This is a genomic window from Vogesella sp. XCS3, assembly GCF_020616155.1.
Classification (GTDB): Bacteria; Pseudomonadota; Gammaproteobacteria; order Burkholderiales; family Chromobacteriaceae; genus Vogesella.
The window spans coordinates 219,070-242,922 of sequence record NZ_CP085530.1 but is presented as its reverse complement, the minus strand read 5'-3'; the positions used below and the strand labels follow the sequence as shown (position 1 = coordinate 242,922).

Genomic DNA, 23,853 nt, shown 5'->3' with positions numbered 1-23,853 from the left:
GCCGCAACGCAAAAGCCAGCCCCGCGGGGCTGGCTTTTTACTGCGTATTTACCGGCCTGCGGCCTAGCTCACGCTACGCCGCTCGTACATGGCCTGGGCCAGCGTACCCGGGTCCACGTTTTCCAGCTCGCCACCCACCGGCATGCCGCGCGCGATACGGCTGACGCGCAAACCATGCGCCTGCAGCATCTCGCTGATCAGGTGCGCGGTTACCTCGCCCTCGGCAGTAAAGTTGGTGGCAATGATCACCTCCTGCACCACGCCGTCCACGGCACGGGCAATCAGCTTTTCCAGGTCGATGTCCTTGGGCCCGATACCGTCCATGGGCGACAGACGCCCCATCAGCACAAAGTACAGGCCGTCGTAGCAACGCGTCTGCTCCAGCATCAGCAGGTCGGCCGGCATTTCCACCACGCACAGCAGGTCCTGGCGGCGCTCGGCGTCGGCACACACATTGCACAACGGGCTTTCGCTAAAGGTATGGCAACGCTGGCAATGGCGCAGATTCAACAGCGCGTGATCCAGCGCCCGTGCCAGCTTGTCGGCACCACCACGGTCTTTTTGCAGCAAGTGAAAAGCCATGCGCTGCGCGGATTTGGGGCCAACGCCGGGCAGCACTTTCAGCGCCGCGATCAGCTGGTCGAGCGAGGGCGGGTTCTTCATGGGCGCTCCAGTAAAAAAGGTTGGCCGCAAGCTGCAGCCTGCGGCCAACCTTTCAGGTCATCAAGCGATCAGAACGGCAGCTTCATGCCGGCCGGCAGGTTCATGCCAGCGGTAAAGCCGGACATGCGCTCGGACGAGGTTGCTTCGGCCTTGCGGCTGGCGTCGTTGAACGCGGCAGCGATCAGGTCTTCCAGCATGTCTTTGTCTTCTTTGGCATCGGCCAGCAGCTCGTCGCTGATGATGACACGGCGGGTAACGTGCGCGCAGCTCATCACCACTTTTACCAGGCCGTTACCCGCCTGGCCTTCTACGTCGATCTGCGCCAGTTCTTCCTGCGCCTTTTTCATGTTTTCCTGCATTTGCTGCGCCTGCTTCATCAGGCCTGCGATACCGGCTTTACCAAACATTGTTTCTACTCCTGTACGGGTTGTACTGTCTCGGCGAGCAGCATGGCGCCCATTTCCTGCACCAGCTGCTGTACTACCGGGTCGTTTTCCATGTGTTGACGCGCACCGGCCAGCTGCTCACGCTTGAAGCGTGCATCGCGCATGGCGGGGGTCTCCATATCGAGGGTCTCTACCGACACCCTCAGTTCAATGCTCTGGCCGAGATACTCGCCCAGAACGCTTTTCAGCTTGTCCTGATAATCGCGCGTGGCCATATTGCGGAAGCCTTCCGGCACCGCCAGCTCGAATACTTTGCCATCCCATTGTTTCAGCGCCGCGTTTTGTGCCAGCATGCGCGCCGCGCCCAGCTTGTTACCCAGGCGGCCGATCAGGCTGGCCCAGTCGCCGTCGAACACCGGCGCTTCGCTCACCAGCTCGCCCGGGTCTTCTTCCATCATCATGGCGTAAGCGGGCAGCTCGTCGTCGCTATCACCCGCGGTATCCAGCACCTCTGGCTCGGCATCGTCATCGGCCTCCTCCGGCGCTTCCTCCACGCGGGCAGACACAGACGGGCGGGCAGGCGACGCGGCGGGGGCTGCAGCTACAGCGGCTGGCTGCTCGTCCCACGGTGCAGGCTCACGCGGTGCGGCCTGCGGTACCGGGGCTGGCGCAGCGGGCCGCGCGGGCTCGGGTTCCGGCTCGGGCGCGGCCGGTTTTTCAGCGGCGGCCGGGCTGCGCTCGGCAGGCTTGCCCCCCAGCTGCGCCAGCGCAGCACGCGCTGGCGAAACGCCTGCAGGCAAGGCTGCACTACTGGCGCCAGGGTTGGCCGCAGGCACTGGCGGGCGGGCTGCCGGCAGCGGGCGCACGGCACTCTCACCACCGTTTACCGGGTGAAAGGCCAGCATGCGCAGCATGCTCATGCTGAAGCCGGCGTGCTCGTCCGGCGCCAGCGCCAGGTCACGGCGGCCATGCAGGGCGATCTGGTAGTACAGCTGTACGTCTTCCGCCGCCAGGCGCTGCGCCAGGGCAAAGATAGCGTCACGCTCGGGCTCGTCACTGGCAATGGCGGCCGGCACGGTTTGCGCCAGCGCCAGCTGGTGCAGCAGGCTGGCCAGCTCGGCCAGCGCGCTGTCAAAACCGATACCGCGTGCGGCCAACGCTTCCACCTCGGCCACCAGGCGGGCGCCGTCGGCGTCGGCCAGCGCGTCCAGCAGGGCAAACAGGTAGCGCTTGTCCACCGCGCCCAGCATGGCGCGTACGCCGTCTTCCTTGACCTCGCCCAGGCCGTAGGCAATGGCTTGGTCCAGCAGCGACTGCGCATCGCGCATGGAGCCGGCTGCGGCGCGGCCCAGCAAGGCCAGCGCCGGGGTTTCGTAGGCAATGCCTTCCACGTCCAGCATGTGCGCCAGATGGCCGGCCACCTGCTGCGGTGTCATGTTGCGCAGGCTGAACTGCAGACAGCGGCTCAATACTGTCACCGGCACTTTTTGCGGGTCGGTCGTGGCCAGGATGAACTTGACGTGCGCCGGTGGTTCTTCCAGCGTCTTGAGCATGGCGTTGAAGGCACTTTTGGACAGCATGTGCACTTCATCGATGATGTAGACCTTGTAGCGCCCCATAGTAGGGGTGTACTGGGCGTTTTCCAGCACTTCGCGGATATTGTCGATACCGGTATTGGACGCGGCGTCGATCTCCAGCAGGTCGACAAAACGGCCGGCATCGATCTGGGTGCACGCCTGACACACGCCGCACGGCTCGGCGGTGGTACCGGTTTCGCAGTTCAGGCTCTTGGCCAGAATACGTGCGATGGTGGTCTTGCCCACGCCACGGGTACCTGTCAGCAGGTAGGCATGGTGCAGGCGGGATTCTTTCAGCGCATTGGACAGGGCGCGTACCACGTGCTCCTGGCCAACCAGGTCGGCAAAGCGCTTGGGGCGCCACTTGCGGGCGAGAACTTGATAGGTCATGGCGCGGAATTCTAAAGGGATTCGCCAGGGATGGCGACTATTTCAGCGCAGCGGCCTGCTACCTGGCACATCGCCAGCCATGCGGGGGCCGGGCCGCCTTTCGCCTTACTGCCCGGCAGGCACGGCCATGCGCGCCTGCACGAATCGTGCGCGCATTTCCTGCGCCAGCTCGTGCGTCACCATGGCGTACAGCGTGCTCTTGTTGTAGCGGGTAATGGTGTAGAAATTATTGAGGCCCAGCCAGTAGCGCATTTCACCCGGTGCCACTTCCAGCGGCACCAGCACTGCCAGCGCGTCGTCACGCACCGGGGCTTGTGGCAGCACGCCGCGCGCCTTGAGCTCGGCCACGGTGTAGTGCAGATTGAACTTGTCAGCGGCCAGCTCGTCCGGCACCGTGCCCGGCGCGAGCTCGGCCGGAATCACCACGTCGTCACCACCTAGCCAGCCATGCTCGCGGAAATAGTTGGCCACACTGCCAATGGCGTCCACCGGGTTGTTCCAGATGTCCTTGTGACCGTCACCGTCAAAATCCACTGCCCACTTGCGGTGGCTGGACGGCATGAACTGTGGCAGACCCATGGCGCCGGCGTAGCTGCCTTTCAGGGTAAGCGCGTTCACGTTTTCACTGCGCGCCAGGCGAAAGAACTCCGATAGTTCGGCGCGGAAAAAATCGGCGCGGCGCGGGTAGTCAAACGCCAGCGTAGACAGCGCATCGGCCAGACGGAAGCCACCGGTATTGCGGCCATAGCGCGTCTCGATACCGATAATCGCCACGATGATTTCCGGCGCCACTTTGTAGGTGTCTGCCGCTTTTTGCAGGGTAGCTTCGTGCTGCAGCCAGAACGCCACCCCCTCCTGCATCAGCTTATCGTTATAAAAACTGGGACGAAACTGGTACCACGGCCGCGCCGTGGAAGGCTTGTCCATGATGGCGATAATGTTCGGCTTGAGCTCCACATTGGCAAACACGCTTTCCAGCTCGGCACGCGACAGCTCGCCGCTTGCTACCTGCTCGTCGATATAGCGCTGCACATCCGGGCGCATCAGCAAAGCCACGTCGGCATAGGCAACGCTGGCCGCCAGCAAGCTGGCAGCGGCCAGCAGGTTTTTCAGCAAACTCATGGTGTCATCCAGGGTTGGTCGCAACAGACAGGCTGCGGCACAGGGGTCAATCGTTGAAATTCAGCGCACTGGATACCAGGCGCGCGGTGATGTCCACAATCGGGATCACCCGCTCGTAGGCCATGCGCGTGGGGCCAACCACGCCCAGTGCACCCACTACCTGGCCATTGAGCCGGTACGGGGCAATCACCACGCTGCAATCGTCCAGCGTCACCACGCCGGACTCGTCGCCAATGAAAAGGTTCACGCCGGGGGCGCGGCGGCTTTGCTCCAGCAGCTGCAACAGCTCGGTCTTGCGCTGGAAGGTATCAAACAACTCGCGCAGGCGGTTCAGGTCGCCGGAGAAATCGCTCACATTCAGCAGCTTGCCCTGCCCGCTAATCACCAGGTCGTCGCCACCGTGCAGCGTTTGCTGGCCAAACTGGATGGCCAGCTGCATCAGCTCGGAAATATCCCCGCGCAGGCGCTGCAGCTCCTCCCCTACCCGGCTGGCCACGCCGCCCAGCGCCTGGCCGGCATAGTGCTGGTTCAGGAAGTTGGCCGCTTCTATCAGCTCGCCACCGCTGTAGTCGCGCGCGGTGTTGAACAGGTGGTTTTGCACGTCGCCTTCCAGCGTGACCAGAATCAGCAGCACACGCCGCTCGGACAGGCGCAAAAACTCCACCTGGCGAAATGCGGCGTCGGCACGCTGCGGTGTCATCACCACACCGGCAAACTGCGTCAGCTCGGCTAGCAGCTGCGATGCTGCCTTCACCACCCGCTTGGGGCTGTCCGGCTGCAGCGTATGCCGCAGCTCGGCCACGGCAGGTTCGGCCAGCTGTTGCACCGTTAGCAGACGGTCGACAAACAGGCGGTAGCCGCGCGGCGTGGGCACGCGCCCGGCCGAGGTATGCGGCGAGGCAATCAGGCCCAGCCCTTCCAGGTCGGCCAGCATATTGCGGATGGACGCCGACGACAGCTCCAGCCCGGATACCGTCGCCAGGGTTTTGGACGCCACAGGCTGGCCATCGGCGATGTAGCGCTCTACCAGCACCTTGAGCAAATGTTGTGTGCGATCGTTCAGCATGCTGCCATTCTGTCACAGCTTGCCCGCCAGCCAAAGGCTTTGCCGCATCAGGGCATGGCACCGTGGCCGACGGCTTGGTAGCACCGTCTTTTGTGCGATAATCCGCTGATTGCATTCATGGCCACCACGCCCTTGTGGTGCGTTTGCATCGCTGCCTGTAGTTTTTATTTGGCAGGGCAGATGAAAACGTACATAATCAAAATCTGAATCGTTATCCACCCCGTTGAATGAATGGAGCAAGCATGGCAGAGCGTTCCGAAGACAAAAGCAAGGCGCTGAGTGCAGCGCTGGCGCAAATTGAAAAGCAGTTCGGCAAAGGCTCGATCATGCGCATGAGCGACAACCAGATCACCGAGAACCTGCAAGTCATCAGCACCGGCTCGCTGGGTCTGGATCTGGCACTAGGCGTGGGTGGCCTGCCGCGTGGCCGCGTAGTAGAAATCTACGGCCCGGAATCGTCCGGTAAAACCACGCTGTGCCTGCAGGTGGTTGCCGAAGCGCAAAAGCTGGGCGGCACCTGCGCCTATATCGACGCCGAAAACGCACTGGACCCGCAATACGCTCAAAAACTGGGCGTATCGGTAGAAGACCTGCTGATCTCGCAGCCGGATACCGGAGAGCAGGCACTGGAAATCTGCGACATGCTGGTACGCTCCGGCGGCGTGGACGTGATCGTTGTGGACTCGGTTGCCGCCCTGGTACCCAAAGCCGAGATCGAAGGCGAAATGGGTGACAGCCACGTAGGCCTGCAAGCCCGCCTGATGAGCCAGGCACTGCGCAAACTCACCGGCAATATCAAGCGTACCAACACCCTGGTGGTATTCATCAACCAGATCCGTATGAAGATCGGCGTGATGTTCGGCAGCCCGGAAACCACCACCGGCGGTAACGCGCTGAAATTCTACGCTTCGGTGCGCATGGATATCCGCCGCATCGGCGGTATCAAGAAGGGTGAAGAAATCATCGGCAACGAAACCCGCGTGAAAGTGGTGAAGAACAAGGTATCGCCACCGTTCAAGCAGGCCGGTTTTGACATCCTGTACGGCGAAGGCATCAGCCGTGAAGGCGAAATCATCGAGCTGGGCGTAGAGCACGGCTTTATCGACAAGTCCGGTGCCTGGTACGCCTATAACGGCCAGAAAATCGGCCAGGGCAAGGACAACACCCGCGAATGGCTGAAATCCAACCCGGCCATTGCCCAGGAAATCGAGCGCAAGATCCGCGAAGCCGTGGGCATCAAGGTAGAAATCACCGAAGGCAAGCCGGACGCTGACGAAGAGCTGCTGGACGACACCTTCGACGCCTGATGGAAAAACCGGGCAAAAGCCTGAAGGCAAGAGCCGTCGACCTTCTGTCCCGCCGCGAATACACGCGGCTGGAGCTGAAGCGGCGGCTTTCGCCTTTTGCAGAAAGTGCTGAACAAGTAGACACCCTGCTGGACGAGCTGGCCGCCAGCCGCTGGCAGAGCGACGCCCGCTTTGCCGAACAGTTTGCCGATAGCCGCAGCCGCAAGTACGGCAGCCGCCGCGTCGCCATGGAGATGCGCGAACGCGGGGTAGATAGCGACACCATCAAGCAGACATTATCCGGCCACAACGACATGGCCACCGCGCGCAGCCAGTGGCTGCGCAAATTCGGCCAGCCCGCCAGCGACGCCGCCGGGCGCGCCAAACAGATGCGCTTCCTGGCCAGCCGCGGCTTTGGCATGGACATCATCCGGCAAGTCATCAAGGGCTGTGACGAATGGCCCGACGATGACAGCGGCAGCTAGCGCACCGCCGCCATCGCCATAAGCACCCGCTGCGGCCAACCCGGCCAAGCCGCCGCACACAAGGGCAGAAAAAATGCGCTGGCGTGCACAAGGTTGGCCGCAAAGCTTGCCAGCACGGTGCGCAGTTGCCACAATCGACCGATATTCACGCCTTGCGTGTCGCCGTTTTCAGAATCCGATCCAATACGACCCATAAATCATGAAAACCTCCGCCATTCGCCAGAAATTTCTGGACTTTTTCGCTTCCAAAAATCACCAGGTTGTCTCCTCCAGCAGCCTGATTCCGGGCAACGACCCTACCCTGATGTTTACCGTGGCCGGCATGGTGCAGTTCAAGGACTTGTTCCTGGGCTTTGAGAAACGCGACTACACCCGCGCCACCACCAGCCAGAAATGCCTGCGCGCCGGCGGCAAGCACAACGATCTGGAAAACGTGGGCTACACCGCACGTCACCACACCTTCTTCGAAATGCTGGGCAACTTCAGCTTTGGCGACTACTTCAAGCACGACGCCATCACCTTTGCCTGGGAATTCCTCACCGGCGAACAGTGGCTGAACCTGCCTAAAGACAAGCTGATGGTGACCGTGTACGCCAGCGATGACGAAGCGTACGACATCTGGCACAAAGTAGTCGGCGTGCCTGCCGACAAGATCGTGCGCATTGGCGACAACAAGGGCGCACCGTACGCGTCCGACAACTTCTGGACCATGGGCGATACCGGCCCGTGTGGCCCGTGTACCGAGATTTTCTATGACCACGGCCCAAGCGTGGCCGGCGGCCCTCCAGGCAGCCCGGACGAAGACGGCGACCGCTACATGGAAATCTGGAACAACGTATTCATGCAGTTCAACCGCGACGAAACCGGCACCCTGCACCCGCTGCCGAAGCCGTCCGTGGACACCGGCATGGGCCTGGAGCGCCTGTCCACCGTGCTGCAAGGCGTGAAATCGAACTACGAAACCGACGCCCTGGCCTGCCTGGTACGCGCCGCTGCGCGTGAAACCGGCGTGGCCTACAGCCAGGATGTGCCGTCGCTGAAAGTGATCGCTGACCACATCCGCGCCTGCTCGTTCATGATCGCCGACGGCATCCTGCCATCCGCCGACGGCCGCGGCTACGTACTGCGCCGCATCGCCCGCCGCGCTATCCGCCACGGTTACAAACTGGGCCAGAAAGGCCTGTTCTTCCACAAGATCGTGGCTGACCTGGCTGCCGAAATGGGCGATGCCTACCCGGAACTGCGCCAGAAGCAGGCCGAAATCGAAGACGCGCTGCGCGCCGAAGAAATTAAGTTTGCCGAAACGCTGGACACTGGCATGGCACTGGTTGACGCCGCGCTGGCCGGCGGCAAAACCGCCATGGACGGCGATACCATCTTCAAGCTGTACGACACCTACGGCTTCCCGGTCGACCTGACCGCCGACATCTGCCGCGAGCGCAATATCGAAGTGGACATGGCCGGCTTCGAGCGCGCCATGGAAGCGCAGCGCACCCGCGCCCGTGCCGCATCTGCTTTCAAGGTAGCCGGCAGCCTGAGCTACGAAGGCAGCGACACCACCTTCCACGGCTACACCCAAACCAGCACCGATGCCCGCATCGTCGCGCTGTACAAGGGCACCGAGCAGGTAGACTGCTTGGCCGCTGGTGACGAAGGCGTGGTCGTGCTGGACCACACTGCCTTCTACGCCGAAGGCGGTGGCCAGGTAGGCGACGTAGGCGAGATCTCGCTGACTGGCGGCGTGGACGCACTGTTCGACGTGGCCGACACGCAGAAAGTGAAAGCGGCCGTGTTCGGCCACACCGGCCGCCTGGCTCGTGGCGCGCTGAAAGTGGGCGACACCGTACAAGCCACCATCGACCTGCACCAGCGCCTGGCCACCACCCGCAACCACTCGGCCACCCACCTGCTGCACGCTGCACTGCGCAAGGTACTGGGCACCCATGTAGCCCAAAAAGGCTCGCTGGTGAACCCGGAGCGTACCCGCTTCGACTTTGCCCACGGCCAGCCGGTCAGCGCCGAGCAAATCGCCGAAATCGAACGCCTGGTGAACCACGTGATTGCGGCCAACTACGAAGTCAAAGCCCAGTTGATGAGCTTCGATGACGCCGTGCGCGCCGGTGCCATGGCACTGTTTGGCGAGAAATACGGCGATGAAGTTCGCGTACTGAGCATGGGTGACTTCTCTGCCGAGCTGTGCGGTGGTACCCACGTACAGCGCACCGGCGACATCGGCTTCTTCAAGATTGTGGCTGAAGGCGGCGTAGCTGCTGGCGTGCGTCGTATCGAAGCGGTAACCGGCGAAGGCGCCATCGCCTACGTACAGGCCCAGGACGCGCTGCTGAAGGCTGCTGCGGCCAACCTGAAGGCCCAGAGCAACGACGAAGTGCTGGGCAAGATCGGCAGCCTGCAAGCCGACCTGAAAGCACTGGAAAAAGAACTGGCCGCCATCAAGGGCAAGCTGGCCGCTAGCGCGGGCGACAGCCTGGCCGAGCAAGCCAGCGAAGTCAACGGCGTGAAGCTGCTGGCCGCCGAACTGGAGGGCGCCGATAACGCCACCCTGCGCGACACACTGGACAAGCTGAAAGACAAGCTGGGCTCCGCCGTGATCGTGCTGGGCAGCAAGGCCGACGGCAAAGTAGCGCTGATTGCCGGCGTGACCAAAGACCTGACTGGCCGCTTCAAGGCCGGCGAGCTGGTAAACCACGTGGCGCAGCAGGTAGGCGGCAAAGGCGGTGGCCGCCCTGACATGGCCCAGGCAGGTGGCACCCAGCCGGAAAACCTGGCTGCCGCACTGGCCAGCGCCAAAGACTGGGTAGCGGCCAAGTAAGCACCACACCCTAAAAAACACCCCCGCGCGTACTACGCCGGGGGTGTTTTTCATTATTGATCGGCAGCCAGGCACGCCGGGCACGACACAGCTTGCAGTTCGGCCAGTATCAGCCACACTAAGGAGGCAGCCAGCAGGAAGACAAACCATGCACCAGCCAAAGCCCCATCCCAGAATCACGCCACGCCATCCGCTTGGCGGGCTGCTATTGCTGGCCAGCATCGCCACACACGGGCTGCCGGCCGACACCGCACTGATTGCCGTTACCGAGCCCTGGCCGCCTTACAACACCTTCAGCAATGACGATACGGCTGACGGGGCGCATGCCTTGATCTTGCAGCGCGCACTGGCACTAAGCGGCCTGGAGGCGCAGATTAACGTCTACCCTTGGGCGCGTGCCATGGCACTGGCGCAATCACGGCCAAACACACTGTTATTAAGCGTGGCCCGCACGCCAGCGCGCGAGCAGCAGTTTATCTGGCTAGGCAAGCTCAGCCAGACACAGCAGTTTCTCTGGCGGCTTGACACGCCGACTCTCAAACCAGAAACCTCACTACAGCCGATCATGCGCTGCTGCAGTATTTGTACGGTAAGAAAAGACGTCAGCGAAGAAGCCTTGCGCCAACAGGACAGCGCACACCGCCTGCAACTGGTTCTGACCGGTAGCCATCACGACTGCCTGCGCATGCTGCGCAACGGGAGCGTAGCCTATATGGCGGGCTCGCCTTACCGCATACAAACCACACTGCAACAAATCGGCCTGCCAGCCAGCACATTGCAGCGCGCCGCCGCCATTGCACCGCCGCGCATACTGTTTCTGGCCGCCAGCAAAGGCACGCCAGAGGCCACCATCCGCAAGCTTCGGCATGCCATGCACCAGCTGCAGCAAAGCGGCGAACACGACCGCATACTGCAGCAGATGCTCGCCAAGCCCTTGCCGGCCACGGGAGACGCCAATGCGGCCAACCCTCCGGCAAGTAAACCCTAGCACTGCGCGATAGTGGGTGTTTGTTGGTGCAAGTTTGTTACAAGTCAGAAAAGACAAAACCCGCCATATAGGCGGGCTTTGTCTTTGTATCTGGCTCCCCGAGCAGGGCTCGAACCTGCGACCTGCGGATTAACAGTCCGTCGCTCTACCGACTGAGCTATCAGGGAACACAACCTGTTTGAAATACTACCGGGGTAATACTTCAAAATTTTTTTGGCTCCCCGAGCAGGGCTCGAACCTGCGACCTGCGGATTAACAGTCCGTCGCTCTACCGACTGAGCTATCAGGGAACACAACTTGTTTGAAATACTACCGAGGTAATACTTCTAAATTTTCTGGCTCCCCGAGCAGGGCTCGAACCTGCGACCTGCGGATTAACAGTCCGTCGCTCTACCGACTGAGCTATCAGGGAACACAACTTGCTTGAAATACTACCGGGGTAATACTTCTAAATTTTCTGGCTCCCCGAGCAGGGCTCGAACCTGCGACCTGCGGATTAACAGTCCGTCGCTCTACCGACTGAGCTATCAGGGAACACAACTTGCTTGAAATACTACCGAGGTAATACTTCTAAATTTTCTTGGCTCCCCGAGCAGGGCTCGAACCTGCGACCTGCGGATTAACAGTCCGTCGCTCTACCGACTGAGCTATCAGGGAATTGCCTTAGAGAGGTGCGCATTGTAGGCAGCGCCTGCCTTTTCGTCAAGCCTGAATCGATAAACTTTTCAGGCCTGACGACGGAACAATGACTTAGCTATCGTCGCGTGCAGTTTGTACCTGCACCAACTCCAGCGGTGCCACCTCAGCCACCTCGCGCACCACCTCGCGACGGCGCTTGCCTTTTACTTCCACAGGCGCCACTTCCACTACCGGCAGCTCGGATGCCGGACGTGTGGTAACCAACACCAAACCACCCAGATCAGCTACTGGCTCGGCTGCCACTGCCACTACCGGCTCGGCAACCACAGCTGTTTCAGGTGCCGCAACAGCTTCAACCACTGCCTGCTCCACAGGTTGTGCTTCAACCACAGCGATCACAGCCACCTCTTTAGCCTGCGCTGGCGTTTCGGCTACAGCCTCTACCACCACCTGCTCAGCAGGCACCACCGGCTCGACCTGCGGCTGCACTGGTGCTGCAGCCACTTCTTCCACCACCTCAACAACTGCCGATTCTGCTACCACGGCAACAGGCTCTACCGCTGCCACAGGCTCTGTTACAGCCTCGACAACAGCAGTTTCCACGGCCACCGGCGCGGCCTCTGCCACAGGCTGAGCTACAGCGGCCACCACTTGCTCGGCAACTTCGGACACAGCGTCTGCTGCAGCTTCTGCCACCACCTCGCCCTGCTCTGCCACTACCGTATCGTCACGACGGTCACGACGGGAACGGCGACGACGGCGCTCACGCGGCTCGGCACCGGCTGCGTCACCCGCCACCACTGCAGCATCAGCCACAGCCTCGGCGGTTTCTTCCTGAACGGGTACCAACGCTACCGGCTGCAGCTCTTCAGCCAACTGCGGTGCCTGCACCTGCTCTTTGGCCTCACGCGAGACGTCACGGTTACGTTCGCGGCGGCGCTCGTTACGCGGTGCGGTTTCACGCTCTTTCGGCGCGGCATCGCCCAGCTCGGCACGCTGTACGTTTTCACGCGGCTCGCGTGGCTCACGCGGTTCGCGTTCGCGGCGCGGTGCGCGCTCCTGGCGTGGCTGCTGCTCGCTGCGCGGCTCGCGCTCTTCGCGCTGCGGCATATCGGCAGGCTGACGACGACGCGGCTCGTCTGCCTGACGCGGCTGACGCTCTTCGCGCGGCTCGCGGTTGGCACGATTCTCGTCGCGGCCGCCACGGCCATCTTCACGATCACGGCGGGCACCCGGGCGACGATCGTTACGCTGGCGCGGGTTGCGCGCTTCGCGCTGCGGTTTTTTCACTTCGGCCACCGGGGCTGGCGCGGCGACAGCCGGCTCTTCACCCAGCAAACCCTTGAACCAGCCAACGATCTTGGCAATCAGGCCTGGCTCGTCACGACGGGCAACCGGCGCAGCCACAGGGGCGGCTGGTGCAGCGGCAGGCACGGGATCAGCCGCCATAGGGGCTGGCTGGGCCGGGGTAATACCTTTCACCGCGGCTTCCTGGCGCTCTACCTTCGGCTTTTCCTGGCCAAACGGGTGCGCTGCGTCTTCTTCCGGCAGCTCGACACGGCGATAGCTTGGCGACTCGCTGACTTCAGCCAGGTCGTCGTGGCGTACGCGCACGATCTTGTAATGCGGGGTTTCCAGATGAAGGTTAGGAATCAGCACCACGGCCACGTCGAGACGGGCTTCAATGGAGTAGATCTCGGCACGCTTCTCGTTCAGCAGGAAGGTCGCTACATCCACAGGCACCTGTGCGTGTACCGCACCGGTGTTTTCCTTCATCGCCTCTTCCTGGATGATGCGCAGGATGTGCAGGGCGGACGACTCGATACCGCGGATGAAGCCGATACCGTGGCAACGCGGGCACGGCACGTGGCTGGTTTCACCCAGGCTAGGCTGCAGGCGCTGACGCGACAGCTCCAGCAGGCCGAAACGCGACAGCTTGCCCATTTGCACACGGGCACGGTCGTGCTTCAGCACCTCGCGCAGACGGTTTTCCACGTCACGCTGGTTCTTCTGGCTTTCCATGTCGATGAAGTCGATCACGATCAAGCCGCCCAGGTCGCGCAGACGCAGCTGACGGGCGATTTCTTCGGCGGCTTCCAGGTTGGTACGGAAGGCCGTGTCTTCGATATCAGAACCCTTGGTGGCACGGGCCGAGTTCACGTCAACCGACACCAGTGCTTCAGTGTGGTCGATCACGATGGCACCGCCGGACGGCAGGGTAACGGCACGCGAGAAAGCGGTTTCGATCTGGTGTTCGATCTGGAAACGCGAGAACAGCGGCACCGGGTCTTTGTAGAGTTTCACGCGGCCAACGTTGTTGGGCATCACGTGGCTCATGAACTGGCGAGCCTGCTCGTAGATTTCTTCGGTGTCGATCAGGATTTCGCCGATGTCAGGCTGGTAGTAATCGCGAATGGCGCGAATCACCAGGCTGCCTTCCTGCAGAATCAGGAACGGCGCAGACTGCGCACCTGCGGCGCCGTCTACGGCACGCCACAGTTGCAGCAGGTAGTTCAGATCCCATTGCAGCTCTTCCAGACTGCGGCCGATACCGGCGGTACGGGCGATCAGGCTCATGCCGTTGGGCACTTCCAGCTGCGACAGCAGGTCTTTCAGCTCCTGACGCTCTTCGCCTTCGATGCGGCGCGACACGCCACCACCACGCGGGTTGTTCGGCATCAGCACCACGTAGCGGCCAGCCAGGCTGACGTAAGTGGTCAGGGCGGCGCCCTTGTTGCCACGCTCGTCTTTTTCTACCTGAACCACTACTTCCATGCCTTCGCGCAGCACATCCTGGATGCGCGGGCGGCCGCCGTCGTAGTTCTGGAAATAGCTACGGGAAACTTCTTTGAAAGGGAGGAAACCGTGACGCTCGGTGCCGTAATCGACAAAACAAGCTTCCAGGGAAGGCTCGATGCGGGTGATCGTGCCTTTGTAGATGTTCCCTTTGCGCTGTTCTTTACCTACTGTCTCGATATCGAGGTCGATGAGTTTTTGCCCATCGACAATGGCGACGCGCAGTTCTTCTGCCTGCGTCGCATTGAAAAGCATGCGTTTCATGTAATAACAATCCCTACGCGTGCACTCACGGAAGGGGTACAGCAAGTATTTGACGGCCCAGTGATTGAGATGGGCGCATGCCGAAAGAAGTGTTCAGTAAAGAGCGAAATGACTGCGATGGCTAAGCCGACTTCCTGTTGTTATTTCACGTGGCCCCTGTAGTGCCAACTGCGCACTTGCGATAGTTCTGTCCCGTCCAGCACCTGGCCGGGAAAAAGAGGCGTGCGGGCCACGCCGGGTCAAATTTTGCTGCGAACCCCGGAACGGGCTTGATCGTTCCGGAATGGAAACTGGCGTGAGTGCGTCATGCATGTAAATGCATTAACATCGCTACTTTGGGTGAGCGAGATAACCTTGGCTGCGACCGGGGACACGGCATCAGGTCAGGCGCGTAGCCTGCCGGCCGGTTGATGTAGCGCAGCAGCGCCGCAATTGATAACTCTGCGACCCTAAACCGGTGTGCTTTCTGCCGCTGCAATTTCTGCGCGACAAAGCCCACGAAGTATAAGCAATATGACTGATATTCGCAAAGATTCCGTGACACTTCACAAGGTAGACGAAAATGGCGCCGACCAGCGCCTGGATAACTACCTGGTGCGCCTGCTCAAAGGCGTACCGAAAAGCCATATTTACCGCATCATCCGCTCGGGCGAGGTGCGCGTAAACAAAGGCCGCGCCGACGCCCAGCACCGCCTGAGCCTGGGCGACGAGCTGCGCATTCCGCCTATCCGCATTGCCGAGAAGCCTGCCGCGGCTACCAGCCATATTCCGCAGCACGAATTCCCCATCGTGTACGAAGACGAGGCCCTGCTGGTCATCAACAAGCCGGCCGGTGTGGCCGTGCACGGTGGTAGCGGCGTGTCGTTCGGCGTGATCGAACAGCTGCGCCGTGCTCGCCCGGATGCGCGCTATCTGGAGCTGGTACACCGCCTGGACCGCGAAACCTCCGGCCTGCTGATGATCGCCAAGAAACGCTCGGCGCTGGTAAAGCTGCACGAGATGATCCGCAACGACGTGCCGCAAAAGCGCTACTTCGCGCTGGGCCTGGGCCAATGGCCGGGCAATGTGCGCCACGTCAAGCTGCCACTGCACCGCTTCCACACCCCTAGCGGCGAACGCATGGTGCGCGTGGACGAAGACCAGGGCATTTACGCCCACACCATCTTCACCGTGCAGCAACGCTACGCCGACCTCACGCTGGTAGAGGCACTGCTGCGTACCGGCCGCACGCACCAGATCCGCGTACACATGCAGGCCAATGGCTGCGCCATCGCCGGTGACGAGAAATACGGCGACTTCGCCGCCAACCGCGAGCTGCAACGCCGTGGGCTGAAGCGCATGTTCCTGCATGCGGCCAACCTGAGCCTGCCGCACCCGCTGACCGGCGAGCCACTACAGCTGCACGCGCCGCTGCCAAAAGAGCTCAGCCGCTTCCTGGACACCCTGGATAAAATTTGACCGCCATGCGACACGCCTACGACCTGATCGTCTTTGACTGGGACGGCACCCTGATGGACTCCACCGCGCATATCGTGCGCAGCATCCAGCTCGCCTGCGTACAACTGGGCCTGCCCGAACCCAGCCGCGAGGCGGCCAGCCACGTGATCGGCCTGGGGCTGATCGACGCCATGCGCCACATCCACCCGCAGCTGCCAGATGCCACCCACCAGGCCATGGCCGACGCCTACCGCCACCAGTATGTGCATCAGGAAGAAACCGTGGAGCTGTTTGATGGCGTGCTGGAAGGGTTGGCCGCACTGGAAGACGCCGGCTACCTGCTGGCCGTGGCTACCGGCAAGAGCCGCAGCGGCCTGAACCACGCCCTGGTCAGCACCGGCCTGCAATCGCGCTTTGTCACCACCCGCACAGTAGACGAATGCCACAGCAAGCCGCACCCGGACATGCTGCTGCAGATCTGCGAGCAAACCGGCATGCAACCCGCCCGCACACTGATGGTAGGCGACACCAGCCACGACCTCTTGATGGCGCGCCACGCCGGCACCCACGGCGCGGGCGTCAGCTACGGCGCCCACCCGCTGCAGGTGCTGCAGGATTGCGGCCCGCAGGCCATCTTCCATAGCTACCACGAGCTGCAGCAATGGCTGATGCACGGCAACTGATCGCCAGCAGTAGCGAGCTGGCCGACGGCGGCAAGGGTGTGCGCTTTACCGTGCCGTGGCAGGGCGAGCAGGCCGCCGCCTTTGCCGTACGCCACCAGGGCGTAGTGCACGCCTACCTGAACCGCTGCCGCCACGTGCCTACCGAGCTGGACTGGCAGGATGGCCGCTTTTTCGACAGCAGCGGCCTGTACCTGATCTGCAGCCTGCACGGCGCGCTGTACCGGCCCGACAGCGGCCTGTGCGTGGGCGGCCCCTGCACCGGGCGCAGCCTGCAGAAGCTGCGCACGGAAGAATGCGACGGGCATGTATACTATCTGCCTGATTCAGCCCCTTAGAACAAAGGAATAGCGTGGAACAAGACCGCACCTGGGAACGCCAGCTGATCGAAAAACTGGCTACCGCCTCCCTCACAGAACAACGCCGCGCCCGCCGCTGGAAAATTTTCTTCCGCCTGACCTGGCTGGCCGTGCTGGCAGGCTTCATCGGCCTGATGTTTGTCGACATGGAAAGCCGCAACAACAGCAAGGCCATGGGCCAGCCGCATACGGCCGTGGTCTCGCTGGATGGCTCCATCGACAGCGAAAGCAACGTTACCGCCAAAATGCTGGACGGCCTGAACGCCGCCTACGAAGACAGCAACACCCGCGGCATCATCATCCGCGCCAATAGCCCCGGCGGCAGCCCTGCCCTGTCCGGCATGGCCAATGATGAAATCCTGCGCCTGAAAAAGCTGCACCCCAAGGTGCCGGTATACATGGTGGTAGAAGAAGTGTGCGCCTCGGGCTGCTACTACATTGCCGCCGCTGCCGACCGCATCTATGTTGATAAGGCCAGTATCGTCGGCTCCATTGGCGTGATTTCGGACGGCTTCGGCTTTGACAAGGCCATGGACAAGCTGGGCATCGAACGCCGCCTGGCCACCGCCGGCAGCAACAAGGGCATGGGCGACCCGTTCTCGCCGAAAAACCCGCAGCAAGAAGCCATCCGCCAGGGGCTGCTGGACGAAATCCACGGCCAGTTCATTGCCGTGGTCAAGCAAGGCCGCGGCAAGCGCCTGGCCGACGACCCGGACCTGTTCAGCGGCCGTGTCTGGCTGGGCAGCAGCAGCATCAAGCTGGGCCTGGCAGACGGCCTGGGCTCGGTGGGCTCGGTAGCCCGCGACGTGATCAAGGCTGAAGAGCTGGTGGACTTCACACCGGACGACGACCTGGCCAGCCGCGTAGCACGCCGCATCGGCGTATCGTTCAGCGGTGGTGTACGTGCCATGCTGGGTGACACCCGGCTGCACTAAGCCACCCTACCGAGCAACCCACGTTGGCCGCAGCTTGCGGCCAACCTTTTTGCAGGAAGCGCACCATGGCCCGACGCCGACGCGAGGAAGAAGAACACGAGAACCATGAACGCTGGCTGGTTTCCTACGCCGACTTCATCACCCTGCTGTTCGCCTTTTTTGTGGTGATGTACGCCATCTCGCAGGTCAACGAAGGCAAATACCGCGTGCTGTCCAGCGCCATGACCGACGCCTTCCGCAGCGGTAACCTGGCGATCCAGGTAACGCCCCCCAGTGGTGGCGCCAACACCATGATCGAGATTCCCAATACCAAGCCGATTGCCACCGCCATCAAGAGCGAAGCGCGCATGAAAGAGCGGCGCAAGCTGGAAACGCTGTCCAGCGGCCTGGCCAAGAGCCTGGCGCCGCTGATTCAGGGCGGCCAGCTGTCGATGCGCCAGGACGACGAAGGCGTGCACATCGAGATCAAGGACACCGCGCTGTTCCCGGCTGGCCAGGCTGCCCCCAACGGCACCTCGCCCGCGCTGCTGGCCGACGTAGCGCGCCAGCTGGCCACGGTAGACAACCAGGTACAAGTAGAAGGCTTTACCGACAACACGCCGATCCGCAACGCCTTCTTCCCGTCCAACTGGGAGCTGTCTGCCGCCCGCGCCGGCAGCATCGTGCGCCTGTTCATGGAAAACGGCATTGCACCCGAGCGCCTGGTAGCCGTTGGCCGCGGTGAAACCAAACCTAGCGCCGACAACGATACCCCGGAAGGGCGCGCGCAAAACCGCCGCGTGGCCATTACCATTATTTCCAATACCACGATTGACCAGGGCAGCCTGCCTGGCGGCATCGAGGTAAAAATACCGCAGTAAGCCCCCGACAAGACCTACAGCACGGAGACAACACGCCATGACAACGCACATCAGCCAATCTGCCCTGGAACAACTGTTCAGCAACGCGCGCAGCCACAATGCCTGGCAAGACCGCGCCATCAGCGACAGCACCCTGCACCAGCTGTACGACCTGCTGAAGATGGCCCCTACCAGCGCCAACTGCAGCCCGGCCCGTTTTGTATTCGTGCAGTCAGAAGCCGCCAAGGCCAAGCTGAAACCCTGCCTGATGGAAGGCAATGTGGAAAAAACCATGACCGCGCCGGTATGCGTGATCGTGGGCATGGACATGCAGTTCTACGACCAGCTGCCCAAGCTGTTCCCGCACGCCGACGCCCGCAGCTGGTTTGCCGGCAACGACGCCGCCATCCAGGCTACCGCTTTTCGCAACAGCAGCCTGCAAGGAGCTTACCTGATCATGGCCGCCCGCGCACTGGGGCTGGACTGCGGCCCGATGTCCGGCTTTGACGCCGCCGCCGTGGAAGCCGCCTTCTTCCCGCAAGGCAATGTCAAAGCCAACTTCCTGATCAACCTGGGCTACGGCGACGCCACCAAGGTCTACCCGCGCTCGCCGCGCCTGGGCTTTGACGAGGCGTGCCAGATCGTCTAGGGCTTGTCGCCGGCCACGCCACAGCCCCGCGCACGGCGCAGCCCCAAAACACCCCCGCCCGGTTATAATGCCGGGCGTTTTTTCGCCCACGGAGACCCTATGCTTTACCCCCTGCTACGCCCCTTGCTGTTCCGCACCGATGCCGAGTCTGCCCACGAAACCACACTGAAAATGCTGGATACCGCCCACCAGTTGCAGCTCACCGGCCTCATTGCCCGCAAGGTTGGCCGCAACCCGGTAAAAGCCATGGGTCTGACTTTCCCGAACCCGGTGGGCCTGGCCGCCGGCCTGGACAAGAACGGCGACCACATCGACGCGCTGGCGGCGCTGGGCTTCGGTTTCATCGAAATCGGCACCATCACCCCGCGCCCGCAAGACGGCAACCCAAAGCCGCGCCTGTTCCGCGTGCCCGAGCACCAGGGCATCATCAACCGCATGGGCTTTAACAACAAAGGCGTAGACGTGCTGCTGGAGAACGTACGCCACAGCCGCTTCAAGGGCATTCTGGGCATCAACATCGGCAAGAACGCCGCCACCCCGATCGAAAACGCCAAAGACGACTACCTGACCTGCCTGGACCGCGTATACGAGTGCGCCAGCTACGTGACGGTGAATATTTCCTCGCCCAACACCAAGAACCTGCGCCAGCTGCAGCAAGCCGACGAGCTATCCGACCTGCTGGGCGCGCTGAAAAACCGCCAGTCGCGCCTGGCCGACCAGTACGGCCGCTACGTGCCGCTGGCGGTGAAAATCGCCCCCGACCTGGACGCCGAGCAGACCGAGGACATCGCCCGCCTGCTGACCCAGCACCGCCTGGACGCGGTGATCGCCACCAACACCACGCTATCGCGCAGCGAAATCGCCGGCCACGCGCTGGCCGGCGAAGCGGGCGGCCTGTCCGGCGCACCGGTACGCGAACGCTCCACAGCGCTGATCCGCAACCTGGCGCGCGCGCTGGACGGCGCCCTGCCCATCATCGGCGTGGGCGGTATCCTGTGCGGTGACGATGCACGCGAGAAGATCGACGCCGGCGCCACGCTGGTGCAGCTGTACTCCGGCCTGATCTACCGCGGCCCGGGGCTGATCAGCGAGTGCGCCGACGCGCTGCAGCGCAAGTAAGCGGCGCAGCTGCAAAGCACAAGGCCCGGCTATGCCGGGCCTTGCTGTTTATGCGGCCAACCTTTGTTGCGTCAGCACACATCGTCACGAAACGGCACCCAGCGCCCGTTATCCAGCATCTGCAATGGCTTGTAATGCTGCTTGTACACCATCTTGGGCGACGCCTTGATCCAGTAGCCCAGATACACATAAGGCAAGCCCAGCTGACGGGCTTGCTCCACCTGCCACAGCACGTTGTACACACCGTAGGATGCACCGGGCACATCGGGGTCGAAAAAGGTGTACACCGCGGACAGGCCATCATCCAGCCGGTCGATCAGGCTCACCATGCGCAGCACGCCGTCTTCGCGAAACTCCACCAGCCAGCTATCCACCCGGCTTTTCAGGATGAATTCGGCGTACTGCACCGGGTCGTCGTCCGACATGCCGCCGCCGTCGTGGCGGGCGTGCTGGTAACGGTAGTACAGCTGGTAGTGCTCGTCGGAAAACGCCAGCGGCAAAATGCGGGTAGACAGGTGGCCATGCGCCTTGGCAGCACGGCGCTGGCTACGGCTGGGGCAGAACTCGGCGGCAGCCAGGCGCACCGGCACACAGGCACGGCAGTCATCGCAATACGGGCGATAGGTGAAGTGGCCACTGCGGCGAAAACCCAGGCCCACCAGGCGCGAGTACACGCTGCTGTCTATCGCATCAGCAGGAATAGCCACCTGGGAGCGGGCCTGGTGGCCTTCCAGATAGCTGCAAGGGTAAGGTGCCGTGGCATAGAAATGCACAACGGCAATCGCGTCATCGCGGTGGCTCATTGCGGAATTCGTCCTCCCACATGCCTGGTGGCTGCGGTAGATGGATGGCTTTTTCCAGTCTAGCAATAAATTCGCCACGCGAAATCAGCTGCGCGCCCAGGCTTTCCAGGTGCGGCGTAAACATCTGGCAATCCACCATGGCAAAACCGTGGCGATGCAAATGCCGCGCCATACTGACAAAGGTAATCTTGGACGCGTCGGTGGCGCGGTGGAACATGGACTCGCCGTAAAACATGCGGCCAACGGCTACCCCGTACAGCCCGCCGGTCAGCTGGCCATCTTGCCAGCACTCGTAAGAATGCGCGTAGCCCTGGCGGTGCAGCTCGCTATAGGCTGCCACCATCTCGTCGGTAATCCAGGTACCGGCCTGGCCACCGCGTGGCGCGGCACAGGCCCGCATCACAGGCTCAAAAGCCTGATTGATGGTGATGTGGTAAGCGCGGTTACGCAGCACCTTGGCCAGCGAGCGGGTAACGCGCACCCGCTCCGGCTCCAGCACCATGCGCTGCGATGGCGACCACCACAAGATGGGGTCGCCGGGAGAAAACCAGGGGAAGACAGCACTGCGATAGGCCGCCAGCAAGCGGTCAGCCGACAAGTCGCCGCCCGCCGCCAGCAGGCCATCGGGCTCTGCCAGCGCACGGCTTACCGGCGGAAAGGCATGGGCGGTACCCAGTACCGGGATCATCGTTTGAAGTATTTAGGCTCGCAGTTTGCGCAGTCGCTGCACTCGCCGTAGAGGTAGAGCGAGTGATCCTTGATCTTGAAGCCGTGCTGCTCGGCAATGCGGTTTTGCAGCGCCTCGATTTCCGGGTCGAAAAATTCGGTTACCTTGCCGCAGCGGTAGCACACCATATGGTCGTGGTGGCCGCCCTGGTTCAGCTCGTATACCGCTTTGCCCGACTCGAAATGATGGCGAATCAGAATGCCCGCCTGCTCGAACTGCGTCAGCACGCGGTAGATGGTGGCCAGGCCGATATCGGCGTCTTCGGAGATCAGCTTCTTGTAGACGTCTTCAGCCGACATATGCCGATCGTCGCTGGTCTCGAACAGGTCGAGAATACGCAGGCGCGGACCGGTGGCTTTCAGGCCGATCCCCTTCAAATGGCTGGCTTTGTTCATGTGGTGTATGTATATCGTGGTTGGCGGTCTTACAGTATGATAAAACCTTTTCACCGATTCCCCAACAGTGACCCTGGCGCCATGGCTATGATGCTCAAGTCTTTCCCCCTTATTGCAGTCCTGTTCCTGTCTGCCTGCAGCTCGTTTAACCCTACGACCTGGCTGACCGCACACCGTATGGACGTGCAACAAGGCAATTATGTAACGGAAGATGCCGTTTCCCGCGTCAAAACCGGCATGACCCGCCCCCAGGTAAAATTTCTGCTGGGCACCCCGCTGCTGGCCGATATTTTTCACGGCGACCGCTGGGACTACGCCTACCGCATTGAACGCCAGGGCAAACCTACCGAAGAAAAGCGCCTGACCGTCTACTTTGACAAGGATGTCGTCAGCCGTATCGAAGGCCAGGCCTTCCCTGCCCTGCGCCCGACACTGGATAACACCAACCCTAATGCCGGACAAAGATAAAGCATGAGCACCTTGAACATTGTCATCGTTGGCGCCGCAGGCCGCATGGGCCGCACGCTGATCGAATCCGTCCTTGCCGCCCCCGGCGCCCGCCTGCACGCCGCCATCGACCGCGCCGAATCGCCGTTCATCGGCCAGGACGCCGGCCTGTTCATGGGCCGTGACACCGGCGTGAAGATCAGCAGCGACTTCACCGCCGCGCTGGACGGCGCCCACGTGGTGATCGACTTCACCCGCCCGGAAGCCACCCTGCAATACCTGGCGGCCTGCGTGCAGCACAAGGTGCAGATGATCATCGGCACCACCGGTTTCGACGACGCCGGCAAAGCCGCCATCCAGGCCGCCAGCGAGCACATCGGCATCGTGTTTGCGGCCAACTTCAGCGTGGGCGTCAACCTTACCTTCAAGCTGTTGGACATGGCCGCCCGCGTGCTGAACGAAGGCTACGACATCGAAATCACCGAAGCGCACCACCGCTTCAAGGTAGACGCCCCGTCCGGCACCGCGCTGCGCATGGGTGAAGTGGTAGCCAACGCGCTGGGCCGCGACCTGAAAGACTGCGCCGTATACGGCCGTGAAGGTGTTACCGGCGAACGCGACCCCGGCACCATCGGCTTCGCCACCGTGCGCGCCGGCGACGTGGTGGGCGATCACACCGTGCTGTTTGCCGCCCTGGGCGAACGCGTGGAAATCACCCACAAAGCCAGCAGCCGCGCCACCTTCGCCAACGGCGCCGTACGCGCCGCCGGCTGGCTGGCCGCCAAGCCGCATGGCCTGTTCGACATGCAAGACGTGCTGGGCCTGCGCTAAGCCACCCTGCACTACGCAAAAGCCAGCCCGAGGGCTGGCTTTTTTCATTTCATGGGAAATGGCGCCATAAACTTGGCGTGGTTACTGCTGAGCGTGATTTAGGGCGTAGCCCGGATAGGGCATAGCCGCATCTTGCATCA

22 protein-coding genes and 5 tRNA genes are annotated in these 23,853 nt (G+C 62.2%); 13 read left to right on the top strand and 14 right to left on the bottom strand.

The annotated features are described in order from the left end of the window. Positions 1–63: 63 nt before the first annotated feature. The 5 genes from recR to hrcA all read right to left on the bottom strand — a co-directional run bounded on the left by recR (position 64) and on the right by hrcA (position 5,204). Positions 64–663 carry a recombination mediator RecR gene (gene recR / locus LCH97_RS01245; protein WP_227302999.1) on the bottom strand — a complete coding sequence of 200 codons (600 nt, stop codon included), beginning with the start codon at positions 661–663 and terminating at the stop codon, positions 64–66. 68 nt (positions 664–731) lie between these two features. Further along, complete coding sequence (locus tag LCH97_RS01240; RefSeq protein WP_227302998.1) at positions 732–1,070, bottom strand: YbaB/EbfC family nucleoid-associated protein; 339 nt, start codon at positions 1,068–1,070, stop codon at positions 732–734. 5 nt (positions 1,071–1,075) lie between these two features. Next, positions 1,076–3,016 (bottom strand): DNA polymerase III subunit gamma/tau, encoded by a 1,941-nt coding sequence (gene dnaX, locus LCH97_RS01235; RefSeq protein ID WP_227302997.1) that lies wholly within the window; start codon positions 3,014–3,016, stop codon positions 1,076–1,078. A gap of 105 nt (positions 3,017–3,121) precedes the next feature. Further along, positions 3,122–4,138, bottom strand: coding sequence for a lytic murein transglycosylase B (gene mltB, locus LCH97_RS01230; RefSeq protein ID WP_227302996.1), 1,017 nt, complete (start codon positions 4,136–4,138; stop codon positions 3,122–3,124). A gap of 46 nt (positions 4,139–4,184) precedes the next feature. After that, complete coding sequence (gene hrcA / locus LCH97_RS01225; RefSeq protein ID WP_227302995.1) at positions 4,185–5,204, bottom strand: heat-inducible transcriptional repressor HrcA; 1,020 nt, start codon at positions 5,202–5,204, stop codon at positions 4,185–4,187. 242 nt (positions 5,205–5,446) lie between these two features. Here hrcA and recA point away from each other — a divergent pair, with 242 nt between their 5' ends. The 4 genes from recA to LCH97_RS01205 all read left to right on the top strand — a co-directional run bounded on the left by recA (position 5,447) and on the right by LCH97_RS01205 (position 10,793). Continuing rightward, positions 5,447–6,511: a recombinase RecA gene (gene recA / locus LCH97_RS01220; RefSeq protein WP_017510008.1), complete on the top strand. Its 1,065-nt coding sequence runs from the start codon at positions 5,447–5,449 to the stop codon at positions 6,509–6,511. Beyond that, positions 6,511–6,975, top strand: a complete 465-nt coding sequence (recX, locus tag LCH97_RS01215) for a recombination regulator RecX (protein ID WP_227302994.1) — start codon at positions 6,511–6,513, stop codon at positions 6,973–6,975. The genes recA and recX overlap by 1 nt, the downstream gene beginning before the upstream one ends. A 199-nt stretch (positions 6,976–7,174) precedes the next feature. Further along, positions 7,175–9,805 (top strand): alanine--tRNA ligase, encoded by a 2,631-nt coding sequence (gene alaS, locus LCH97_RS01210; protein ID WP_227302993.1) that lies wholly within the window; start codon positions 7,175–7,177, stop codon positions 9,803–9,805. Positions 9,806–9,953: 148 nt separating this feature from the next. Beyond that, entirely contained in the window at positions 9,954–10,793 is an 840-nt protein-coding gene (locus LCH97_RS01205; protein ID WP_227302992.1) for an ABC transporter substrate-binding protein, read from the top strand. A 91-nt stretch (positions 10,794–10,884) separates the two neighbouring features. On the opposite strand, the gene LCH97_RS01200 is transcribed toward LCH97_RS01205, so the two are convergent. The 6 genes from LCH97_RS01200 to rne all read right to left on the bottom strand — a co-directional run bounded on the left by LCH97_RS01200 (position 10,885) and on the right by rne (position 14,492). Beyond that, positions 10,885–10,960: transfer RNA gene (locus LCH97_RS01200), tRNA-Asn, on the bottom strand. A gap of 47 nt (positions 10,961–11,007) precedes the next feature. Further along, a tRNA-Asn gene (locus LCH97_RS01195) sits at positions 11,008–11,083 on the bottom strand. Between the two features lie 46 nt (positions 11,084–11,129). Then, positions 11,130–11,205 (bottom strand) — tRNA-Asn (locus LCH97_RS01190). Between the two features lie 46 nt (positions 11,206–11,251). Beyond that, positions 11,252–11,327, bottom strand: a tRNA-Asn gene (locus LCH97_RS01185). 47 nt (positions 11,328–11,374) lie between these two features. Next, positions 11,375–11,450: transfer RNA gene (locus LCH97_RS01180), tRNA-Asn, on the bottom strand. A 93-nt stretch (positions 11,451–11,543) separates the two neighbouring features. Then, positions 11,544–14,492 carry a ribonuclease E gene (gene rne / locus LCH97_RS01175; protein ID WP_227302991.1) on the bottom strand — a complete coding sequence of 983 codons (2,949 nt, stop codon included), beginning with the start codon at positions 14,490–14,492 and terminating at the stop codon, positions 11,544–11,546. Positions 14,493–15,005: 513 nt separating this feature from the next. Between rne and LCH97_RS01170 the strand changes: the two genes are divergently transcribed. The 7 genes from LCH97_RS01170 to LCH97_RS01140 all read left to right on the top strand — a co-directional run bounded on the left by LCH97_RS01170 (position 15,006) and on the right by LCH97_RS01140 (position 20,510). Then, positions 15,006–15,950 carry an RluA family pseudouridine synthase gene (locus LCH97_RS01170; protein WP_227302990.1) on the top strand — a complete coding sequence of 315 codons (945 nt, stop codon included), beginning with the start codon at positions 15,006–15,008 and terminating at the stop codon, positions 15,948–15,950. Positions 15,951–15,955: 5 nt separating this feature from the next. Continuing rightward, on the top strand, positions 15,956–16,612 hold the full coding sequence (locus LCH97_RS01165) for an HAD-IIIA family hydrolase (protein ID WP_227305221.1): 657 nt from the start codon (positions 15,956–15,958) through the stop codon (positions 16,610–16,612). Beyond that, the gene (locus tag LCH97_RS01160) at positions 16,591–16,947 is read left to right on the top strand and encodes a Rieske 2Fe-2S domain-containing protein (RefSeq protein WP_017508898.1); all 357 of its coding nucleotides are present in this window, start codon (positions 16,591–16,593) and stop codon (positions 16,945–16,947) included. The genes LCH97_RS01165 and LCH97_RS01160 overlap by 22 nt, the downstream gene beginning before the upstream one ends. A gap of 14 nt (positions 16,948–16,961) precedes the next feature. Beyond that, a complete protein-coding gene (locus LCH97_RS01155) occupies positions 16,962–17,903 on the top strand; it encodes a S49 family peptidase (protein ID WP_227302989.1) in 942 nt (313 codons plus the stop codon). A gap of 65 nt (positions 17,904–17,968) precedes the next feature. Next, positions 17,969–18,763 carry a flagellar motor protein MotD gene (motD, locus tag LCH97_RS01150; protein WP_227302988.1) on the top strand — a complete coding sequence of 265 codons (795 nt, stop codon included), beginning with the start codon at positions 17,969–17,971 and terminating at the stop codon, positions 18,761–18,763. Between the two features lie 37 nt (positions 18,764–18,800). Then, entirely contained in the window at positions 18,801–19,391 is a 591-nt protein-coding gene (locus tag LCH97_RS01145; RefSeq protein ID WP_227302987.1) for a malonic semialdehyde reductase, read from the top strand. A gap of 99 nt (positions 19,392–19,490) precedes the next feature. After that, positions 19,491–20,510, top strand: a complete 1,020-nt coding sequence (locus LCH97_RS01140) for a quinone-dependent dihydroorotate dehydrogenase (RefSeq protein ID WP_227302986.1) — start codon at positions 19,491–19,493, stop codon at positions 20,508–20,510. A gap of 71 nt (positions 20,511–20,581) precedes the next feature. Here LCH97_RS01140 and LCH97_RS01135 read toward each other — a convergent pair whose 3' ends face one another. From LCH97_RS01135 to fur, 3 genes are read right to left on the bottom strand one after another with little or no spacing between them, the layout of a single operon-like run. Continuing rightward, on the bottom strand, positions 20,582–21,313 hold the full coding sequence (locus tag LCH97_RS01135; RefSeq protein WP_227302985.1) for an arginyltransferase: 732 nt from the start codon (positions 21,311–21,313) through the stop codon (positions 20,582–20,584). Continuing rightward, positions 21,297–22,001: a leucyl/phenylalanyl-tRNA--protein transferase gene (gene aat / locus LCH97_RS01130; RefSeq protein ID WP_227302984.1), complete on the bottom strand. Its 705-nt coding sequence runs from the start codon at positions 21,999–22,001 to the stop codon at positions 21,297–21,299. Before aat ends, LCH97_RS01135 begins: the two co-directional genes overlap by 17 nt. Beyond that, a complete protein-coding gene (gene fur, locus LCH97_RS01125) occupies positions 21,998–22,435 on the bottom strand; it encodes a ferric iron uptake transcriptional regulator (RefSeq protein ID WP_017508891.1) in 438 nt (145 codons plus the stop codon). Before fur ends, aat begins: the two co-directional genes overlap by 4 nt. Positions 22,436–22,522: 87 nt before the next feature. On the opposite strand from fur, the gene LCH97_RS01120 reads away from it, so the two are divergent. Together LCH97_RS01120 and dapB are read left to right on the top strand one after the other, a co-directional pair. Then, positions 22,523–22,903 carry an outer membrane protein assembly factor BamE gene (locus tag LCH97_RS01120; RefSeq protein WP_017508890.1) on the top strand — a complete coding sequence of 127 codons (381 nt, stop codon included), beginning with the start codon at positions 22,523–22,525 and terminating at the stop codon, positions 22,901–22,903. Positions 22,904–22,906: 3 nt separating this feature from the next. Then, positions 22,907–23,713: a 4-hydroxy-tetrahydrodipicolinate reductase gene (gene dapB / locus LCH97_RS01115; RefSeq protein WP_227302983.1), complete on the top strand. Its 807-nt coding sequence runs from the start codon at positions 22,907–22,909 to the stop codon at positions 23,711–23,713. Positions 23,714–23,853: the final 140 nt, after the last annotated feature.